The sequence below is a fragment of the Nonomuraea sp. NPDC050733 genome (assembly GCF_040654215.1).
Classification (GTDB): Bacteria; Actinomycetota; Actinomycetes; order Streptosporangiales; family Streptosporangiaceae; genus Nonomuraea.
In genome coordinates this window covers 46257-62556 of the sequence record NZ_JBFAHO010000032.1, presented here as the reverse complement: position 1 = coordinate 62556, position 16300 = coordinate 46257, and the positions used below count along the sequence as shown (strand labels likewise).

Genomic DNA, 16300 nt, shown 5'->3' with positions numbered 1-16300 from the left:
AGCAGGGACGGCACGGCGATCACGCCCAGGCCATGACGAGCTGGGTGTGCCGCTTGCGGAAGATCCGGCCAACGGCTGGGACCGGCACCGTGACCTTGGCGGGGTAGAGGGTGAAGTCCGGGCCGGCATGGTCGCGCCAGTCGCGGTCCCAGGTCTGCACGTGGTCATGGAGCTGTCGGGCGAGTTCGCCGCCCTCGCGGCCGTGTCCGCGAACGCCGAATTCCCACCGGCGCTTCTCGGCCTCGTCGTTGGGAGAAACTTCGCGGACGGTGAGGTAAGCGAAGCTATCCGGGGTGATGAGAACCGGGCAGTACCAGCGCATCGCCAGGTCGACGAGGCCGCCGCCCCGGTCAGGGTCTCGCCAGATCATGCCGAACCTGTCATCGAGGGAAGCGATCCGCAGGTGCATCTTGTCGAACGGCTCCCCGCCAGCGACCGTCACGCCGGTCCACAGCTCGGTCCGCTCTCCGACCAACGCCCGGTCGAGCGCGGCGACGTCGAGCGCGGGACCTCTCTCGATGGTCAGCTTCACAACACCGTCCGCAAGGACGGCTTCCTGGTCGTGGTACGCCCCGACGCCCTGGATCGCGACGAACCCGCACACGGTCGGGTCGAGGCCAATGAAGCGGTCGCCGTCCCGAACGAAGGTGAACGACCTGGTGATCGTGGAGAACCGCAGAGGAACGACCATACGACCGCCCTGAGCGAGCAGGTGCCCCCAAGGGCAGTCCCATGCCCCCACGGTGACGAGGATGGCGTCGTATCCCCCCTCGGGCGCGTGCTTCTCAGCGGCGTCCTCAGCATCCCCCAGGACGACCTTCACCTGCGAGTAGCCGGTTTCTGCGAGGAATCGGGTCGCGCGCTCGGTGACGAATGGGTCGATGTCCACGGAGACCACCAGCCCCTCAGGACCGACGATCTCAGCGATGAGTGCGGCGTTGTAGCCGCCGCTGCCGATCTCCAGGACCTTCGCCCCGCATGCGAGCTGGGCAGCTTCCAGCATCTCGGCTTGGAGCCAGGGCGCACTGACCGAACTCGTCGCCCTGCCTGTAGCGTCGCGCTTGGTGACAACCACATCGCTGGGCGAGTAGGCGGCGGTGAGAGACGCTTCGGGGGCAAACCTGTCGCGCGGGACCTTCGCGAAAGCCGCTTCTACCTCCGGAGAGCGGATCGAGCCTCTTTCCATCAGCACGGCGACCATGTCGGCGCGGAGGCGTTCGGGAGACTCTGATGACAGTGTGTCGATGGTCACTCGCTCAACGTTAGCTTGGCCCTACGACAGTTCCGGGGGACGGCAAGGAGCACGCCAGCAAATGTGGGAGTTCATCGAGCAGCCCGCCGGCACGGAGCTCAACGTGCTCGCCGTGAACTGCCGCAGGTGCATGCGCCTGTCCTCGGACGCCGAGAATGAGCCGTGCACACCCGTTCCGATGCCCTGGCCAGCTAATACGACGTTAACGCTCTGATGGCCTAGCTTCCTCTCGCCCTTGAGCGAGAGGAAGCACAACCACATGGAACAGCCCCCTGACGTCGCCGCGGTGCTCCCGCCGTACAGCGGCCTTGAGCCGGTCTGCCCGAAGTGCGGGTGGATCGGCGCGACCCTCCAATTCCGGCCGACGCGCGGCCCGCTCGTCCTGCCGTGGAACTCAGACGTGCTCGTGGACGTGGCCAGGCCAGAACGGCTCGCGCGGCATTGCACGTCGTGCGGCTACCACCGGGACGAAGCCCCCTTGGATGCGCCGCCCGCCGTCCCTGCCGCCGACGCCCACGAGGGCCAGGCCGACGAGGCCCAGTGCTCCCGAAGCTACGGCGAGGGGCAAAGTAACCCGGAGGTAGATATCAACTTCAGTGCGTAACTGTCAGGGGTGGTGCATACCGGCTGGTAGCGGATGCCTGCGCCGTAATCGTGATCTCCATTCGTCAGGAAGCGGTGATCGAACAAAGGGCACGGGTGCGCACTGAGTGGGAGCCGGACGAGCTGATCGACGCCTGGACGCTGGTGGAGGACGACTGGGGCCTGATGGGCAACAAGAGCGGCGCGACTCGGCTGGGGTTCGCGCTGCTGCTGAAGTTCTACGAGATCGAGGGCCGCTTCCCCGCCTACCCCGAGGAGGTCCCACCGGCTGCGAGCGACTACGTCGCCTCGCTGGTGAAGGTCGAACCGTCCCTGTTCGCCAAGTACTCCTGGCGGGATCGTGCAAACAAGTACCACCGGGCGCAGATCCGCCAGGCGTTCGGTACCCGGCCGGCCAGCGAGGACGATGAGGAGCGGTGGGCGCGCTGGCCGGCCGCCGAGGTGTGCCCGGTCGAGACCGACTCCGGCCGCCTGGCCGAGCTGCCCGCCGTTGCGGCCGGTCGGTGAACCCATGGAAGGCCATACCGTCCCGGATGGAGGCGAAGCCAGCCTCTTCCTTGCTGAACATTGACTCATTGTGTCTAAACTATTACTCTCAGTAATAGTTTCGATTGGCGGTAGTCGCTCCCGCCCTCGGCCCGGCCGCCAACGAGACCAGCCCGATCCGTTCACGACCGTGACCGCCCCGGCAGGTGCGGAGGCAGCCCTCAGCTGCCGCCCCGTCCCCTGTCCCCTCGGTGGAAGGAGCCTGTCATGCCGGCGCCCTGCCCACTGGATCGATGACCGTGCTCTACCGCGCCGCCGGCGCCTGCTCGGCGGGCAGCGCCTCCGCGCCTCTGCCGGCCCGCGCGTCCCGACCCGAACCCTCGCCCTTCGCCGGGGAGCTTTCCCCCGCACGTGACCCGTCACCGCCGGACACCTGATCGCCGCCGCCTGGAAGGGACCCTTGCATGTACCACCGACGTGACCTGCTGCGCTGGGGCGCCGGAGCCGCCACCGCCGGACTGGCCGCCGCACTGACAGCACGTCCCGCCGCAGCCGCACCGCACCGGCCGGCTCTCGCCCCGCCGGTCGCCGAGGCGGCCTGGCGCGCGCTGGGCCGCACACTCAGCTCCGGCGCCAACCTGTACCGGCCGCACGCCGGCGGCTACAGTGGCCTGGCCGACCCGTGGAACCTGCGCTACGCCGGCGTACGCCCGGCCGGCATCGTGGCCTGCGCCACCCCCGCCGACGTGCAGGCGGCCGTGCGCTGGGCCAGCGCGCACGGCCTGCCGCTGGCGGCGCGCTCCGGCGGCCACAACTACGCCGGCTACTCCACCACGCCCGGCCTGCTGATCAGCCTGCGCCGCATGGACCAGGTACGCCCCCGCGGCCGCCGCCTGCTGGTGGGCGGCGGCGCGACCAACTCCGACGTCTACCGGGCCCGATCCAGCGGCCTGTACTTCCCCGGCGGACGCTGCCCCGGCGTCGGCGTGGCCGGCCTGGCCCTGGGCGGCGGACTGGGCTTCAACGACCGCAAATGGGGCCTGACGTGTGACCGGATGGTCTCCACCGAGCTCGTGCTGGCCGACGGCTCGCTGGTGCGTGCCTCCGGGCGCGAGCACGCCGACCTGCTGTGGGCCTGCAGCGGCGGCGCCGGCGGCAACTTCGGCATCAACACCGCCTTCGTCTTCGACGCCGTCGAGGTGGCCGACCAGGTCGCCACCGTCTTCGACCTGACCTTCGACGTACGCCGCGGGGCGGCGCTGATGGAACGGCTGCAGGAGATCCTCCAGCACGACCGGACCGGCGACGTCGACTGCCGCGCGGGTTTCTCCGTCTCCGGCACCGGACCGGCTGCGATCACGCTGCTGGGCCAGTTCCTGGGCCGTGAGGAGACGGCGCGACGCCTGCTGGCACCGCTCCTGGCCCTCTCCCCGTCCAGGAAGTTCATCGAGCAGCGGCAGTTCTGGGCGGCGCAGGACTACCTGATGATGAAGCCCGAGCGGGCGGCCATGGCCTCGGCCTCGCTGGTGCCCGACCACTGGCTGCCGCGGCAGACGGTGCAGGCGATCGTCGAGGCCGTCACCGCCTGGCAGCCCCCGGCGGGCGCCACCGGCTACGTCACCCTGTTCGCGATGGGCGGCCACATCGGCGGCGTCACCGCCACCGAGACCGCCTTCGCCCACCGCGGCGCCACGTACGTCATCGACATCGGCGCCGAATGGCGCCCGGCCGCCTCCGAGCAGGCGGTGGGGCGGCTGCGGGCGCAGACCCGAGCCCTGTACCGCAGGCTCCGCTCCGAGCTGGGCACCTCAGCGGCCTACGTCAACTTCCCCGACCCCGACCTGGCCGACTGGGAGCAGGCCTACTACGGCGCCAACTACCAGCGCCTGGTCCAGGTAAAACGCCACTACGACCCGGGCGGCGTCTTCCGCTACGGCCAGAGCATCGGCGCATCACGCCGCTGAGGCGCCTGCCACGCGCACGGACCGCCGGCCCTCGTCCTGCCCCGGCGCTCTGTCAGTGGTCCTGGGGCAGGCATCCCCGCTCGGCCAGCAGCTCCGCATCGACACCCGGCGCCGCGTCGGGACGCCCCCGCCGCGCGGGGACTTCCGCCCGGCCGACGGCGGGCCGATCCACCGAAAGGACATGCCGTGATCACTTCCCACACCCACCCGCTCACCGTCGACTCGAGGCATGTCACCGCCGGAGAGAAGGTGATCGTCAACATGCACAACGCCGGTCTGATGAGTCCCGACAGCACCAACAACGGCCGCCAGCACGTGCAGGCCTGGCGTGCTCCCCTGCTTCAGCAGCAGGGCTACCACCGGTGGAGGTTCACCCACACCGGCGACGGCTGCTTCATTGTCCAGAACGTCTCCAGCGGACGCCACCTCGAACCCCGACGCCGCGACGAGAACCAGGGCGTCTACGACGACATCAAGCCGGGAACCTGGGTATGGCTCGAATCAGGATCCCCCCACGGCGCACGGCAGGAGTGGTCCCTCATCCCGTTCGGCGACCTGTACATGTTCGTTCTCAGGGACACCGCATACGCCATCGGCCTGCGCGATCTCGGCAACCACGACAGCCACCTCGACCTGTACGACGCCCACTGCACCAGCCGCAACCTGTGGTGGATCACCGACGCCTCATGACCCTGTCGATCGCGTATGCGACCCGTTCGGGGCGCCCACCCTCCTCGGAGCCTTGTGGTCCTGTGGTCCTGTGGTCTGTGCGTCCAGGCCGGTGCCGCGCTGGTCCTGCGCGGGTGGCCAGCGCTTGCTTTCCCCGGCGTGAGCGCTCGTGATCGGCTGACCAGGACCCCCTTTCGGCGGCTGGCGCCATAGTCGCTGACGACACCTGTGATGAAGGACCTATACGCCGGCGGCGGCACGGGCCGTCTCCAGTCCCCGAAGCAGCGGTTCCAGCGGCGAATCGGCGGACCCGTCACCTTCAGCGGCATGGCGGCGAACCTCGGCGACGAGGTCGGCGACGGTGTCCGGAACCTCCCCTCCCTCGAGGTCGATGTCGAACTCGGCGCTCACGACGACCGCCAGGGCATTGAGGTCGTCTTAACCGGCTCCCCAGTCGGCCCGGAGATCGTCGTCCAGGCCGAGGGGCGCCGCGGTGGCGGCCGGTCATGTCCGCCACGATGTCCAGCACTGTGCCGACCACCTCGTCTGCTCGGTCCTGGTCTGCCGGGCTCATGCTCATCGCTCTCCCTTGCGATCGGTGCCGCTGCCTGCGGTCACCAGCAGGTTCTTGCCGGACGGCAGGGCTGCCAACCGCAGGCGGCCAAGGCATTGCCCCCACGGCGAGGCCACCCGACGATGACCTCCATACGTGCCACGCCGTACGGCAGTGGCACTTCCCGGTGACGGGCTACTTTGCCCCTCGCCGTAGCTTCGGGAGTACTGGGCCGACGAAGTGGGGCTCTCCTGATGGCCGCCCCAGAACCCCCGGCCGATGCTGTGGACGCCGCGCGGGCCTGGCTGGAGGACGTGGCCGAGAGCCACGCCAGCGGAGGAGCTGCCGAGCCGGCCCCGGCCCAAGTCCGCGAAATCTGGGTCAGTCTCGGTCCTCCACCGGAGGAGAACGTGATCGTGCCGTCGACCACGTCGCCGACCGTGCTGGGCCGGGCGCGGCCGCGCCTGATCTTCGGGGCGATCCTGTACGACGGCCGGACGGTGAGCGTGGTGCGCGAGGCGACCGACGAGCGGATGGCGAGGCACCGCTGATGCCGTACGTGCAGGTTTCGCGTGTCCGCGTAGAGCGACCGCGCGAACACTGATATGCAGGTGGCGCGGGCCGGCTGCTGGAGGGGTCGCCGGCCCGCGTCCGGCGCGAGGCGTCCCGGATGGCTCACAATCATGGGACGCCCGCGCTCCTCGATGCTGGGACGCCGGCCATGCCGCATGCCCCCGCGGGATAACGAGCGCCTGGCCTGGGGCAGGCGCACAACCTCGACCAGGGTGGCCAGATTGCCGATGTACCGCTCCACCTGGGCCACGGTGCGGCAGTCGGCCACGACGATGCGCCGCCCGTACATGCTCCACCGGTAGACGGTGAGCACCTGCCGGTCATCGAGGATGCGGCCCTCCACTTCCAGGCCGTTCTCACCCACCCACAGGACCGGCATGCCGAAAATCGTACATAACGCCACACATGTCGCATGCCGCTGCCCGTTTGGGGACCGGCCGTCCTCCTGCTGGCTCGCGGCTCCGCGCCAGCGCGTCAGTCGAAGGCGAGGGTGCGGAAGATGTTGCGGATACTCATCAGCGGCTCGCGGTCCCGTCCGTAGAACAGCTTGTTGGTGAGCAGAACAGCCCAGCGCCCCAGCTTCGGGCAGATCCACATGCCGGTCCCGGTGAAGCCGTAGTGGACGTAGATGTCCTCCTCAGGGGTGGTGCCCGCGGCGGGGTGCCAGAGAAGGCCGCGGGCTGGCGTCAGCTTGCCGGTGTGGATCTGCAGGGACTCGGCGACCCAGGCGGGCCCGAATCGGACCTCAGCGGGGTCGGGGCCGGGGGACAGGAGATGCCGCAGGAACACGGCGAGATCGTCCATGGTGGAGAAGACGCCGGCGATGCCGCACACGCCGCCGAGCAGGCGGGCGGAGTAGTCGTGGGCCACGCCCCGGAGGTGGGCGCCGGTGTCGGGGTCGAGTTCTGTCGGCGCGCACCGGGATCGATCAGGGGCTGGCAGGGGGCCGAAGCGGGTGTTCGTCATGCCGAGGGGCTGCCAGACTCGTTCGGTAGCAAGCTGATCCAGCGGGAATCCGGAGAGGTATTCGGCGAGGAAGCCCAGGATGAGGGCAGCGCGGTCGGTGTATTCGACAGCCTCTCCCGGCGGTCGATGCAGATTCTCGTGCAGGACGCCGTCACGGATGTCCTGCGGGTCGGTGCCGTAGCGGGCCTTGAGGCCGGCTCGCAGGGGCACGCCTGCGGTATGAGTGAGGAGCTGGCGGGCGGTGACCTGGCCGAGCGGGTACCCAGCGACCTCGGGCCAGAAGGCGGCGAGTGGGTCGTCCAGCGGGAGCCGCTGGTCCTCCCACACCGTCCCGATGACCGCCCACACGGCCAAGATCTTGGTCAGACTGGCGAGGTCGAAGACGGTGTCGAGCCGCATCGCCGAGGCGGGCTCGACGGGGTCGGCCATCCCGCAGGCGCCAGAGTGCTCGACGCCGTCAGCGTCGCCGACCGCCCAGACCGCGCCTGGGAACACTCGCTCGTTCATCCCCTGGTCGAGCAGGCGAGTGATGGACTCGTGGACGTCGGCCATGGTGTGTTCCCGGGGGTCTGGGTGGGTCGGGCCTGGCGGTGTGTGGTCCTCAACGTGGGACAGTTTGGGCGACACGGACGATCGCCCGCAGGTCGCCTTTGGCGATGGTCATGCGGGTGTCGTCCGGGAGGGGGCCGCTGCCGTTGGCCGGGTGGAGCTCGACCAGCAGGTGCCCGGTGCCGCCGCCTGCGTGTTGCCAGGCGTGCACGCGGTCGGCGACCTGCCGAGCCAGGGGCTCAGCGTCCTGGCCGTAGGCGGCGATCCCGATTTCGACCCCGGGCTTAGCCTCGTTCAGCGGGCGGAGGGTGAGGTAGGCCAGGGCGGTGTCGGTGGCGGCTCCCATGCTGCCCCAGCTGTGCTGCGGCGCCGCGAGACCTGCGGCGGTGGCGTGGCTCATGATCAGCACGCGGCAGAAGCTCGGAAGGTCGGCCAGCCACAGGTCCAGGTTCTCGCATTGGCCCCACGCATCGCTCACGCCGGTCCACAGCAGGGCCGGGGGACGGTCGAGGGCATCATGCAGGGCGCGGGGGTTGATCGCCCTGTTGTCATCGGTGCGCAACACCACCAGGGGCTGCCCGGCTGGGCCGATGGGGGTGTTGTGTTCGGCCACCCCACCGTGTCCGCGCATGGGGATGAAGCCGAGCTCGGCCGCTGACCGGCTGCGCCAGATGCCGTCGTCGTCGAGCTCGAAGGCCAGCGAGCGGGTCAGTCCGTTCAGGCGCAGCGGCACCACGATCCGGCCGCCGGGGGCGAGCTGGTCGCGCCAGGCGGGCGACACCTGCCAGGCGCCGGCGGTGACGATGATCCGGTCGTAGGGGGCGTGGGCGGGGTAGCCATGGTCGCCGTCCGCGCATATCACGCTCAGATGGGAAGGGCCGAACTCGGCGAGCGTCTTGGTGGCGTCCGCGGCGACTTGGGGGTCGATCTCCACCGTCGTGACGGCGCCGGTGGGGCCCACCAGATCAGCTAGCAGGAACGCGTTGTAGCCGGGGCCCGCACCGATCTCCAAGACCCGCTGTCCCGGCTGGACGTCCAGTTGCTCCAGCATGGAGGCCACCACGGCGGGCGCCGAGATGGAGCTGATCGCTGCCCCGGCCGCGTCGGTGTGGGTGACTACAAGCTCCTGGGCGTAGGCGCGGTCCAGCTCGGCGCCGTGCGAGAACAGGTGGCGCGGGACACGACGCATCGCGTGCGCGACCGGGCTGTCCGCGGTGATGACGCGCCAGTCGATGAGCTGGTCGACCATGGCGTTCCGGAGTACCTCAGCGCGGGACATCGGCTCAGTGTAGGAGGTGGTGCTGGGATCGGCGGCGGTTTCATCGGTCATCAGGTCGTCCTGTCCGTCGGCGGTGATCGCGGTGTCGGGTGTCGGGTGGCGGGCGCGGCGTCAGGACAGCAGGAGCAGGCTGTCCCAGCGGGAAGCAAGCGGGCGATGCGGCAGTTGCGCGTATTCCGCCAGGGCCAGCGCCACTCCGGCGGAGCCGGTCAGCAGGCCCGGCAGGTCGTCGGCGCGCGTCTGTTCCCAATGCTGCCAGCCGAACCGGTGATGACCGGCGAACTGGCGGGCGATCGTTTGTGCGGCGTGGTCGCGGCCCGGATGATCGAGTGGTAGGGCGGACAGCACGCCGGCGTGGCCGTGGCAGAACGTCACGCCTTCGGTGTCCCAGGTGGCCCGTGGGCGGGCGTACATGGTGGCGGTCGCGTAGTCGGCTGCCGTGCGCAGGGCGGGCTCGCAGAGCGCGGATGCGGCCAGCCGGAAGGCGTGGGCGATCCCGGGGGTGCCGTAGCACCAGGCGTGTCGTCGCCCGTGCTGGGACCCGGCGAATGCGCCGTCGAGCTGGTCGCCACAGATCAGAGGTGGCCAGGTGCCGTCGTGGCCACGCCAGGCCAGCAGCCACTGGGCGGCTGCGCTGATGGCGTGGCGCTGGGCTGGGCTGGATCGGCCGGTCAGCTCGGTGATGGCCAACAGGGCGAGCGGGCCGGCCATGCCGTGCGCCAGACCGGTGTGGGCGGCTCCGGAGGCCGGAATCCCGGCGCTGCCCGGGAGATGACCGGTGCGGGGGATCCACCAGGCCGGCCGGCCGTCATGGCGGGTGGTCAGCAGCTCGGCCAGGAAGCCGGTCGCTGCTGCCAGAGCGGGCTCGGCGTGGCTGTGGCCGGTCATGGCGGCGGCGAGCAGGACGCGGGCAGTGCCGGTCAGGCCGGTCAGGGCGTCGTAGTGACTCCAGCGCAGCGCGCCAGGCGTGCGCAGCAGGGGGCGGTAGGCGGTGGCGTATTCGCTCGTGCGCACGGCCAGCCAGGTCACTGCCTGATCGGTAGCCTCGACGAGCGGTCCGGGATCGGCCAGGTAGGGGGTTCCGACGACCAGGGAGGCGGCGATACCGCCCGGCAGGCCGCAGATGCCCACATCCTGCCCACCGGTGGTTCGGGCGGTCTCGATAGCCGCTTGCCAGTGCCGCAGGGCGGCGGCCTCGAACGCCGGGTCGATGGCGGCCAGCCGGGCATGCAGTAGTGCCGTTCCGGCCAGCCCGTGGGAGAGGGTGGGCGCGTCGTGTTCGGGCAGGGCGTGCAGGACCGTCGCAGGCTCCAGCAGGAGTTCAGCGCAGGCCAGGGCTCGTGCACGGCACGCTGCCGTCAGGGCGTCATCAGTCATGGCGCCTGTCCCGGCGGGCGATGAGGTCGGCGGCCAGGGCTCGAGCCAACGGTTCTGTCGCGGGGTCGAGGCCGAGCCGGTTGGCGTGCATGTGGATGACCGCGGAGGCGGCCCCGGCCCGCCGCTCGGGGTCCAGTCGCTCGCGGTAGCAGTTCAGCGCCGCGATCAGCGCTGGTCGGTGCGCGCCGCCGGGCAGGCCCTCGGTGCTGTGGTGGCCGGCGGGATCGTGGCCGGCTGCGCGTGCCGCCGGGCGGAGTGCGTTCACCCGGTTACGGCCGGCGCGGTCCAGGTGCCGCCCGGTCAGGGCCTGCGGATCGGTGTCGGCCAGGATCCGGGCGATGAGCGCTGCGGTGTGCGCGGCGAAGACGATCCGCTCCTGGCCACCGAGTAGCGCGGCGACGGTGGCCAGCACGAGTTGGCTGTCGGCCGCGAACACCGCCTCGGCCAGGCCGATGGCGTCCGGGCCGCCGTAGCGTTCGATTTCCGGGTCGTAGGAGGCGAGGGTCAGATCCCCCAGCAGCCGTTGGGCGATCATGTCGCTCGCCCAGGCTGATAGCGCGGGGAGCACCTGGCCGCTCAGGGCGTGCGGTTGGCCGTGGAAGCGGACCCGCAGATGCGGGCCGTGCCGCGGATCGTCGTAGCGCAGATAGAACCAGTGATCGACCAGATGGTTGACCTGCGGCAGCCACATCGACAACGCCGTCAGCAGGTCGTCGTGCTGGGCGGGCGCGGCGGGCAGCACGCACGACAGCCACGATCCGCCGGGCAGATGCAGGTGGGTGGCGCGTGGCCGGGCGGCCGCGAGCCGGTCCTGGGACAGGGGCCGGGACGCGACAGGGCGGTGGTAGGCGAGGGGGATGACCACCTCGACGGCGTGGTGGCCGTCCGGTCCGGCCACCACGGCGCGCGTGGCGGCGGGACCGCCGGGCTGTTCGGTGACCGCCGTCAGACCGCGCCGGACGTAGCGGCGCAGGAGCTGCCGATCCTCGGGGCGCTCCAGATCCAGGGGCAGGCGCCGGTCGCCGGCGGCGGTGACCACCACCCGGTCCGGCGGGTACGCCCCCTCGGCACGCCAGGCATCCAGCGCCTCTTCCCATCGGCCGGCTGAGGTGGCGCTGGCGATGAGCGCGGCGGGCAGCCGCCAGCGCGCCGGGGCCAGGATGGTGGCGCCGTACCGGACCCGGGGCTGGTACGGCAGCGCCGCCAGCGCTCCCCACTCCCAGTCCTGCCACGGGCGGCCGTGCTCTCCGATCAGCCGCAGCAGGTGGGCGGCGGGCGGCAGAAAGCGGCTGGTCAGCCGGGAGAACAACATCGGCGCCAACCGGCGGCCCAGCCGCTCCGACCAGGCATGCAGACGCGCACCGTCAGAGACGATCAGCACGTCGGCGGCCGGGATGGTGTCGGTGTCGGGACCGTCCGGCAGGTCGATGGGCAGCGCGACAGCCCAGCCGGTGGGCGGAGCCAGCGCCGCCACCTCCGCGACCCGCGTCCGGACGGTGATCTCGCAGGTCTGGCTGTCGTCCTCCCAGGCCGGGCCGGGAGGGTCGGCTGGCAGCAGGGACGCGAACCGTCCCAGGCTGGAGCCGGCAGTGTGGGTGATCGCGGTGATCGCCAGTTGGAAGCGGCCCTGGTCACGATCTTGGTCGCTGTCGGCGATGACATAGGCGTACACCTCCGCCGAGGAGGGCGGCAGTTCCTGGTCACCGGCCGGCGTCAAGCTGATGACGTCGGCGTCGGCGAGCACGATCTCCCGCTGCCCGGCGGCCAGCGCCCGGCCCAGCAGGTGCGCCAAATGCTGGAGGTGCTGGGGGCCGCGGTCGGCTCGCTGGGACAGCGTCGGGGCGCCGAGGCCGAGGGTGGGATCGACGACCTCGTGCAGCGGTACGGGCCGATGCGGCCCGTACCGCTCCACGAAACGCGCGTGGTAGTCGTCCAGCGGATCGGGGCCGGAACTGACCTGGGCCAGGACTCCGGCGGCTTGGGCTGCGTCGGCCAGCAGGCTGTCAGCGAGATGAATGCGGGCGTCGGCGACCGTGTCCACGATCAACGGCCGTTCGTACTGGATGACCTGATCGGCCACTTGACGCGCCTGCCGTAGCAGCGTGAGCCGGCCAGGGCACCCCGGCGGCTGCTGGTCCGCCCGGTGCAGCAGATCCCGCAGCCCAGTCAAGGCCTCGCGGTGGCGCGAGTGGGCGGGTAGCTGCTTGACCAGCCATGCCAGCGGGTCGTCGGTGACGTCGGCGGGCAGCAGGTCACTGAGCAGGAACCCGTCGGCGGCCAGGGTCGTGACCGTGTCGCGGATCAGCTCTGGTGTGGCCTGGGGCCAGGCGCCGCGGATCGTCTCGATCAGTTGGCCGCCCGATGCTCCCCGTCCGCAGCGGGTCAGGATCAGCTCGGTGACGGCGGTCGCGGCCACGGTGACCCGTCCAGGGCCCGCGCCGGCATCCCCTGCGGCTTGACCCTCAACCTCCAGCCGGCTTCCCCGGCGGGTTGTCGCGGGACAGGTGGTGAAGATCGCCGTGTCGAAGGTGCATTCCTCGGCCAGCAGCAGAGAGCAGGTCAAGCTCAGCCATCCCGGGGCGGGATTGGTGCGCGGCCGGTGAGCGGTGCCGACCGTCATCGAGGAGACCGGCCCACCGGCGGTAGCGGGGCTGACCCCGGCGAACACCCCGGATGGCACGCACCGATGACGGGCGCGCAGCTCATAGGCTCGGCGGGTCGCGGCCATCCGCTGGTAGGTGCTCGCCTCAGCCGCACCGTGCTGACCCTCGACCTCCAGGTGCCGCGAGGTCAGGAACAGACCTTCGGCCAGCAGCGGGCCCAGGGGCGCCGCGGCGTGGCGTTCGGTCAGCGAAGCGGCGGGCGCGAGCGGAACCCGGGCCCAGACGGCTGCTCCGGGGGCGCAGACAAAGCCCTCGCGCCGCGGGCTGGTCCTGGAGGTCATGATGTGCTCGCCTTTCCGGGCAGGGGTGGGGGTGGAGGGGCCAGGACACTTTCCTGCGCCCCTCCACCATCGGATGGCTAGCAGCCCTTGCTGCACCCGCACGAGTTACACGTCGCCGTGCAGCCGTTGTTCGTGCAGTTGTCCGAGGCATGCCGCAGCGTGCTCGATCCGGCGTCATCGACGCGGCGGTCGAGGTCGAAGAGATCGGCGACTGATGCCGTCAGGGGGGTCATGATCACTCTCTTTCGTCATGGATGGATCAGTGTGGATCGCCTGCGGGGGTGCCCCGCAGCGAGGCCCCTCAGTGAGGGGTGGGTGCGATCATCACCTCCTTGCGTGGGGAAGACCCCACCGCGCGTCGCGCACCGGTTTCGGGGAGCTCAGCGTCACGACGGCGCCCGTGTCGCGGACTGCGAATGCGCGGCCGGGACGGCATGCTGCGTGCCTCTGCCGGGTGGCCAGATGCTGTCGTACGCGGTGGGCCCACTCCAGCCCTCCGCGCGCAATTCCGACTCGCGCTGGGCCTGCCAGTGCTGCGGCGTCTGGCCGGGTTGCAGGCGGATCAGCCGGCTGTGCGCGTGCCGTGGCGGGGAGGCGCTCGTCAGGTGCTCCTCATGAAGCAAGCCACCGGCCACCGTGATGACCCAGTGCTCAATCCGGCCGCCCTGCGAACGGGTGAACACGTAGGAGGTGATCTCGCCCACACTCACCGCTCCCCACGCGGGGGAAGGATGGGGGCGGACGGGCGTGGCGTGCCGCCCGTCCGCCCTCGCTCGGCCGGCCGCGCCGACCGGCCGAGTTCATCACCGTCCGCGCGGGGATGGTCCCCGGCACGGACGGAAAGGTGGCGCGGGCCGCACCCGGTATGCATGGCGGTCACGACCGCCGCGGCCCGCGCCCGGCGCAGCCGAAGGACCCCTCCCTCAGGCTGCGCCAGCGTGGAAGGCCCGCACCCTTGGGAGCGCAGGCCGCCCACGCTCGTCATCAGCGCCCCTCTGGGCGTCGGTCGGCCCCCGTACTGCTGCCGGCGGCCGGAGCCTCGGGTAGAGCGGTGACCATGTGATGGATAAGGTCGCGATCCACCTCGTGCATGCGGCTCCACAGCTCGTCCGGAGTCTTCGCGTCCACCATGGAAGCCCTCTTGGGGTGGAAGCGGAAGAACGCGTAGTAGCAGCGGTCCCCGAGGCTCCAGTACGCCAACCAGCGGCGCCCGGTCCAGTGCCAGATGTTGGAGGCATAGGCCCTGGCCGCCGCGTCGATGGCGGCTTGGAGCGGCGGCGGAACCTCGTAGGGGGGGACAGCGGGCTGACGATGAGGAGCCGGCGCGACGGGGTGACGCCCGAACGGAAGCAAGCTCAGCAGAGTGCCGCCCGTGATCGTGCGAGTGATGGCTCCCGACCCGGCAGAGCATGAGTCGTCCCGGGGCGGGAGGGTCAGGGGGATGAACCGTGCTGTGCCGTGCTGGCGGCTCGCCGAGCGTGACCCGGCGGGGCGCAAGGGGAGGTTGGAGCTGGTCTCGTCGCCGTGCGGCATGAGGCCCTCCGGCAGTGGTTGAGGCGTGGATGGACAGGAGAGGGGGCGGCGCGGGCCGTACGGCCTTAACCCGGCTGGGGCGATGAGGTACGTACGGCCCGCGCACGTGGTGCGATCCGGCGGGAGAGTGACCATCCGGGCCGGCCGCACAGGGCGTGGCATGCAGCGCAGGAAGGAGACGCTGTACCTGCCACGTCCAGCTCAAGGGATCAGCCAGGCGACGCGAGCGGGACCACCGCGGCGTACAGGTGAGGCGTGTCGTCGTCCACCCGGGGCCGCGGCATGTCTGCCATGTCGTCGGCCAGCTCCGGCAGAGCGCGCCCCCACTCGTACGTGCGCACGAGACCCGGCCCGCCCAGCCGGCCGGGCGGAAGCAGATCGTTGATCTCCTCGGCGGTCCGCATGTGGATCGGCGAGACGTTGTCCTCGTACAGCTCCGTGGCGGCTGTGATCTTCTTTTTCGGCATGCCGTCCGGCGTGGCATGGCTGACCACGAGATTGCTACCGTGTGCCAGCCGCTCGCGCAGCACGCCAAGAACGTGCTGGACTTCGGCGTGGGTGAGGAAGTGCATCATCGATCCGAAGATCACTCCGGTCGGCATCTCGGGGTCGAGCACCGCCTGAGTCATGGGGTGGTCGAGCACCGCCTCCGGGGTGCGGATGTCGGCGAGGATGGCCGCCACGCCGGGCCCGCCGCAGTGGACGCTCAGGTGCTGGCGGGCGACGGGCTCGTAGTCGACGTACACCATTCGGGCGCACGGAGTGACCCCCTGGGCCACCTGGTGCAAGTTCGTCCCCTGGTGAGGCGGATCGGGGTAACCCGCCCCCAAGTCGAGGAACTGCCTGACACCCCGCATCGCGAGGACCTTCACCGCCCGCTGGAGGAACCGCCTGTTGTGCACGACGAGGTCCTCCAGGCCGGGGAAGATCTCCTTCAGCCCCGCCGCGATGGCCCGCTCCGCGGCCCGGGCGTCCTTGCCAGCAGCCGCCGCCTCGTAGACGCCGGCCTGCCGCGGCCCCCGATTGCGCTGTACCAGGAACGACGGTGAGCCGCCCGGCGAGGTATCTGCGTTTCCAGTAGTCATCGTTGACCTCGGGATATGTGGAACCGGAATGAACAAGTGGGGGCGAGTCACTCGGGTTGGCCGTCGCTGCGGAGCGTCACAGCCGGGGGCGTCCCGTGGACCAGGACCTCGTCGGCTTCGAGCTGCCACGCCTGTACCTGCCACACAACGGTGGGCGCGGCGGTCATGGCGGTCATCAGGAAGAGACGCGCAACCGTCTCCGGCCGGCCCGGCGGGACCGTGAGCGTGCCGCTGTTCAGCCATGTCCTGCCCTGATCGGCCGATACTTGAAGGGCCACCACGCAGGACCCGCCCGGCAGCCCGAGAGGGCTCGTCGGACGATCAAGGCCGCGGGACTCCGCGTCGAGCGCATGCATCGCCTGCCACTCCTCACATGCGGTGAAGGATCGCTTCCACCTTGGAGCGCCGTGCGGCCGGTGGCAGCACCATCGAGGCGGTCAGTCAAGGGTCAGACCCTGGTCAGCTTG

The 16300-nt window shown here is 70.8% G+C and carries 14 protein-coding genes; 5 read left to right on the top strand and 9 right to left on the bottom strand.

The features are described from left to right. Positions 1-19: 19 nt before the first annotated feature. Positions 20-1252, bottom strand: a complete 1233-nt coding sequence (gene fxlM, locus AB0H64_RS34135; protein ID WP_357632852.1) for a methyltransferase, FxLD system — start codon at positions 1250-1252, stop codon at positions 20-22. Positions 1253-1511: 259 nt separating this feature from the next. On the opposite strand from fxlM (AB0H64_RS34135), the gene AB0H64_RS34130 reads away from it, so the two are divergent. From AB0H64_RS34130 to AB0H64_RS34115, 4 genes are all read left to right on the top strand, one after another. Continuing rightward, complete coding sequence (locus AB0H64_RS34130) at positions 1512-1856, top strand: hypothetical protein (RefSeq protein ID WP_357632851.1); 345 nt, start codon at positions 1512-1514, stop codon at positions 1854-1856. A 50-nt stretch (positions 1857-1906) separates the two neighbouring features. Beyond that, the gene (locus tag AB0H64_RS34125) at positions 1907-2362 is read left to right on the top strand and encodes a DUF4158 domain-containing protein (protein ID WP_357632849.1); all 456 of its coding nucleotides are present in this window, start codon (positions 1907-1909) and stop codon (positions 2360-2362) included. A 443-nt stretch (positions 2363-2805) separates the two neighbouring features. Continuing rightward, positions 2806-4305 (top strand): FAD-binding oxidoreductase, encoded by a 1500-nt coding sequence (locus AB0H64_RS34120; protein ID WP_357632847.1) that lies wholly within the window; start codon positions 2806-2808, stop codon positions 4303-4305. A 186-nt stretch (positions 4306-4491) separates the two neighbouring features. Beyond that, complete coding sequence (locus AB0H64_RS34115) at positions 4492-4995, top strand: hypothetical protein (protein WP_357632845.1); 504 nt, start codon at positions 4492-4494, stop codon at positions 4993-4995. A 219-nt stretch (positions 4996-5214) separates the two neighbouring features. Here the strand turns inward: AB0H64_RS34115 and AB0H64_RS34110 are convergent, their stop codons facing one another. Then, positions 5215-5385, bottom strand: coding sequence for a hypothetical protein (locus tag AB0H64_RS34110; RefSeq protein ID WP_357632843.1), 171 nt, complete (start codon positions 5383-5385; stop codon positions 5215-5217). A gap of 396 nt (positions 5386-5781) precedes the next feature. On the opposite strand from AB0H64_RS34110, the gene AB0H64_RS34105 reads away from it, so the two are divergent. Next, positions 5782-6078, top strand: coding sequence for a hypothetical protein (locus tag AB0H64_RS34105; protein WP_357632841.1), 297 nt, complete (start codon positions 5782-5784; stop codon positions 6076-6078). A gap of 496 nt (positions 6079-6574) precedes the next feature. Here AB0H64_RS34105 and AB0H64_RS34100 read toward each other — a convergent pair whose 3' ends face one another. The 7 genes from AB0H64_RS34100 to AB0H64_RS34070 all read right to left on the bottom strand — a co-directional run bounded on the left by AB0H64_RS34100 (position 6575) and on the right by AB0H64_RS34070 (position 16189). After that, complete coding sequence (locus AB0H64_RS34100; protein ID WP_357632840.1) at positions 6575-7618, bottom strand: serine hydrolase domain-containing protein; 1044 nt, start codon at positions 7616-7618, stop codon at positions 6575-6577. A 49-nt stretch (positions 7619-7667) separates the two neighbouring features. Then, complete coding sequence (gene fxlM / locus AB0H64_RS34095) at positions 7668-8894, bottom strand: methyltransferase, FxLD system (protein ID WP_357632838.1); 1227 nt, start codon at positions 8892-8894, stop codon at positions 7668-7670. Positions 8895-9005: 111 nt separating this feature from the next. Beyond that, on the bottom strand, positions 9006-10271 hold the full coding sequence (locus AB0H64_RS34090) for a lanthionine synthetase C family protein (RefSeq protein WP_357632837.1): 1266 nt from the start codon (positions 10269-10271) through the stop codon (positions 9006-9008). Next, positions 10264-13215: a lantibiotic dehydratase gene (locus tag AB0H64_RS34085; protein ID WP_357632835.1), complete on the bottom strand. Its 2952-nt coding sequence runs from the start codon at positions 13213-13215 to the stop codon at positions 10264-10266. The genes AB0H64_RS34090 and AB0H64_RS34085 overlap by 8 nt, the downstream gene beginning before the upstream one ends. Before the next feature lie 386 nt (positions 13216-13601). After that, complete coding sequence (locus tag AB0H64_RS34080) at positions 13602-13919, bottom strand: hypothetical protein (RefSeq protein WP_357632833.1); 318 nt, start codon at positions 13917-13919, stop codon at positions 13602-13604. Between the two features lie 1038 nt (positions 13920-14957). After that, positions 14958-15833, bottom strand: coding sequence for an SAM-dependent methyltransferase (locus AB0H64_RS34075; protein ID WP_357632831.1), 876 nt, complete (start codon positions 15831-15833; stop codon positions 14958-14960). A gap of 47 nt (positions 15834-15880) precedes the next feature. After that, positions 15881-16189: a hypothetical protein gene (locus AB0H64_RS34070; RefSeq protein ID WP_357632829.1), complete on the bottom strand. Its 309-nt coding sequence runs from the start codon at positions 16187-16189 to the stop codon at positions 15881-15883. Positions 16190-16300 lie beyond the last annotated feature (111 nt).

Coding starts and splice junctions, on each gene's coding strand:
- AB0H64_RS34130 (WP_357632851.1), top strand. CDS start 1,512: ATGGAACAGCCCCCTGACGTCGCCGCGGTGCTCCCGCCGTACAGCGGC.
- AB0H64_RS34120 (WP_357632847.1), top strand. CDS start 2,806: ATGTACCACCGACGTGACCTGCTGCGCTGGGGCGCCGGAGCCGCCACC.
- AB0H64_RS34105 (WP_357632841.1), top strand. CDS start 5,782: ATGGCCGCCCCAGAACCCCCGGCCGATGCTGTGGACGCCGCGCGGGCC.
- AB0H64_RS34100 (WP_357632840.1), bottom strand. CDS start 7,618: ATGGCCGACGTCCACGAGTCCATCACTCGCCTGCTCGACCAGGGGATG.
- fxlM (WP_357632838.1), bottom strand. CDS start 8,894: ATGTCCCGCGCTGAGGTACTCCGGAACGCCATGGTCGACCAGCTCATC.
- AB0H64_RS34090 (WP_357632837.1), bottom strand. CDS start 10,271: ATGACTGATGACGCCCTGACGGCAGCGTGCCGTGCACGAGCCCTGGCC.
- AB0H64_RS34085 (WP_357632835.1), bottom strand. CDS start 13,215: ATGACCTCCAGGACCAGCCCGCGGCGCGAGGGCTTTGTCTGCGCCCCC.
- AB0H64_RS34075 (WP_357632831.1), bottom strand. CDS start 15,833: ATGACTACTGGAAACGCAGATACCTCGCCGGGCGGCTCACCGTCGTTC.
- AB0H64_RS34070 (WP_357632829.1), bottom strand. CDS start 16,189: ATGCATGCGCTCGACGCGGAGTCCCGCGGCCTTGATCGTCCGACGAGC.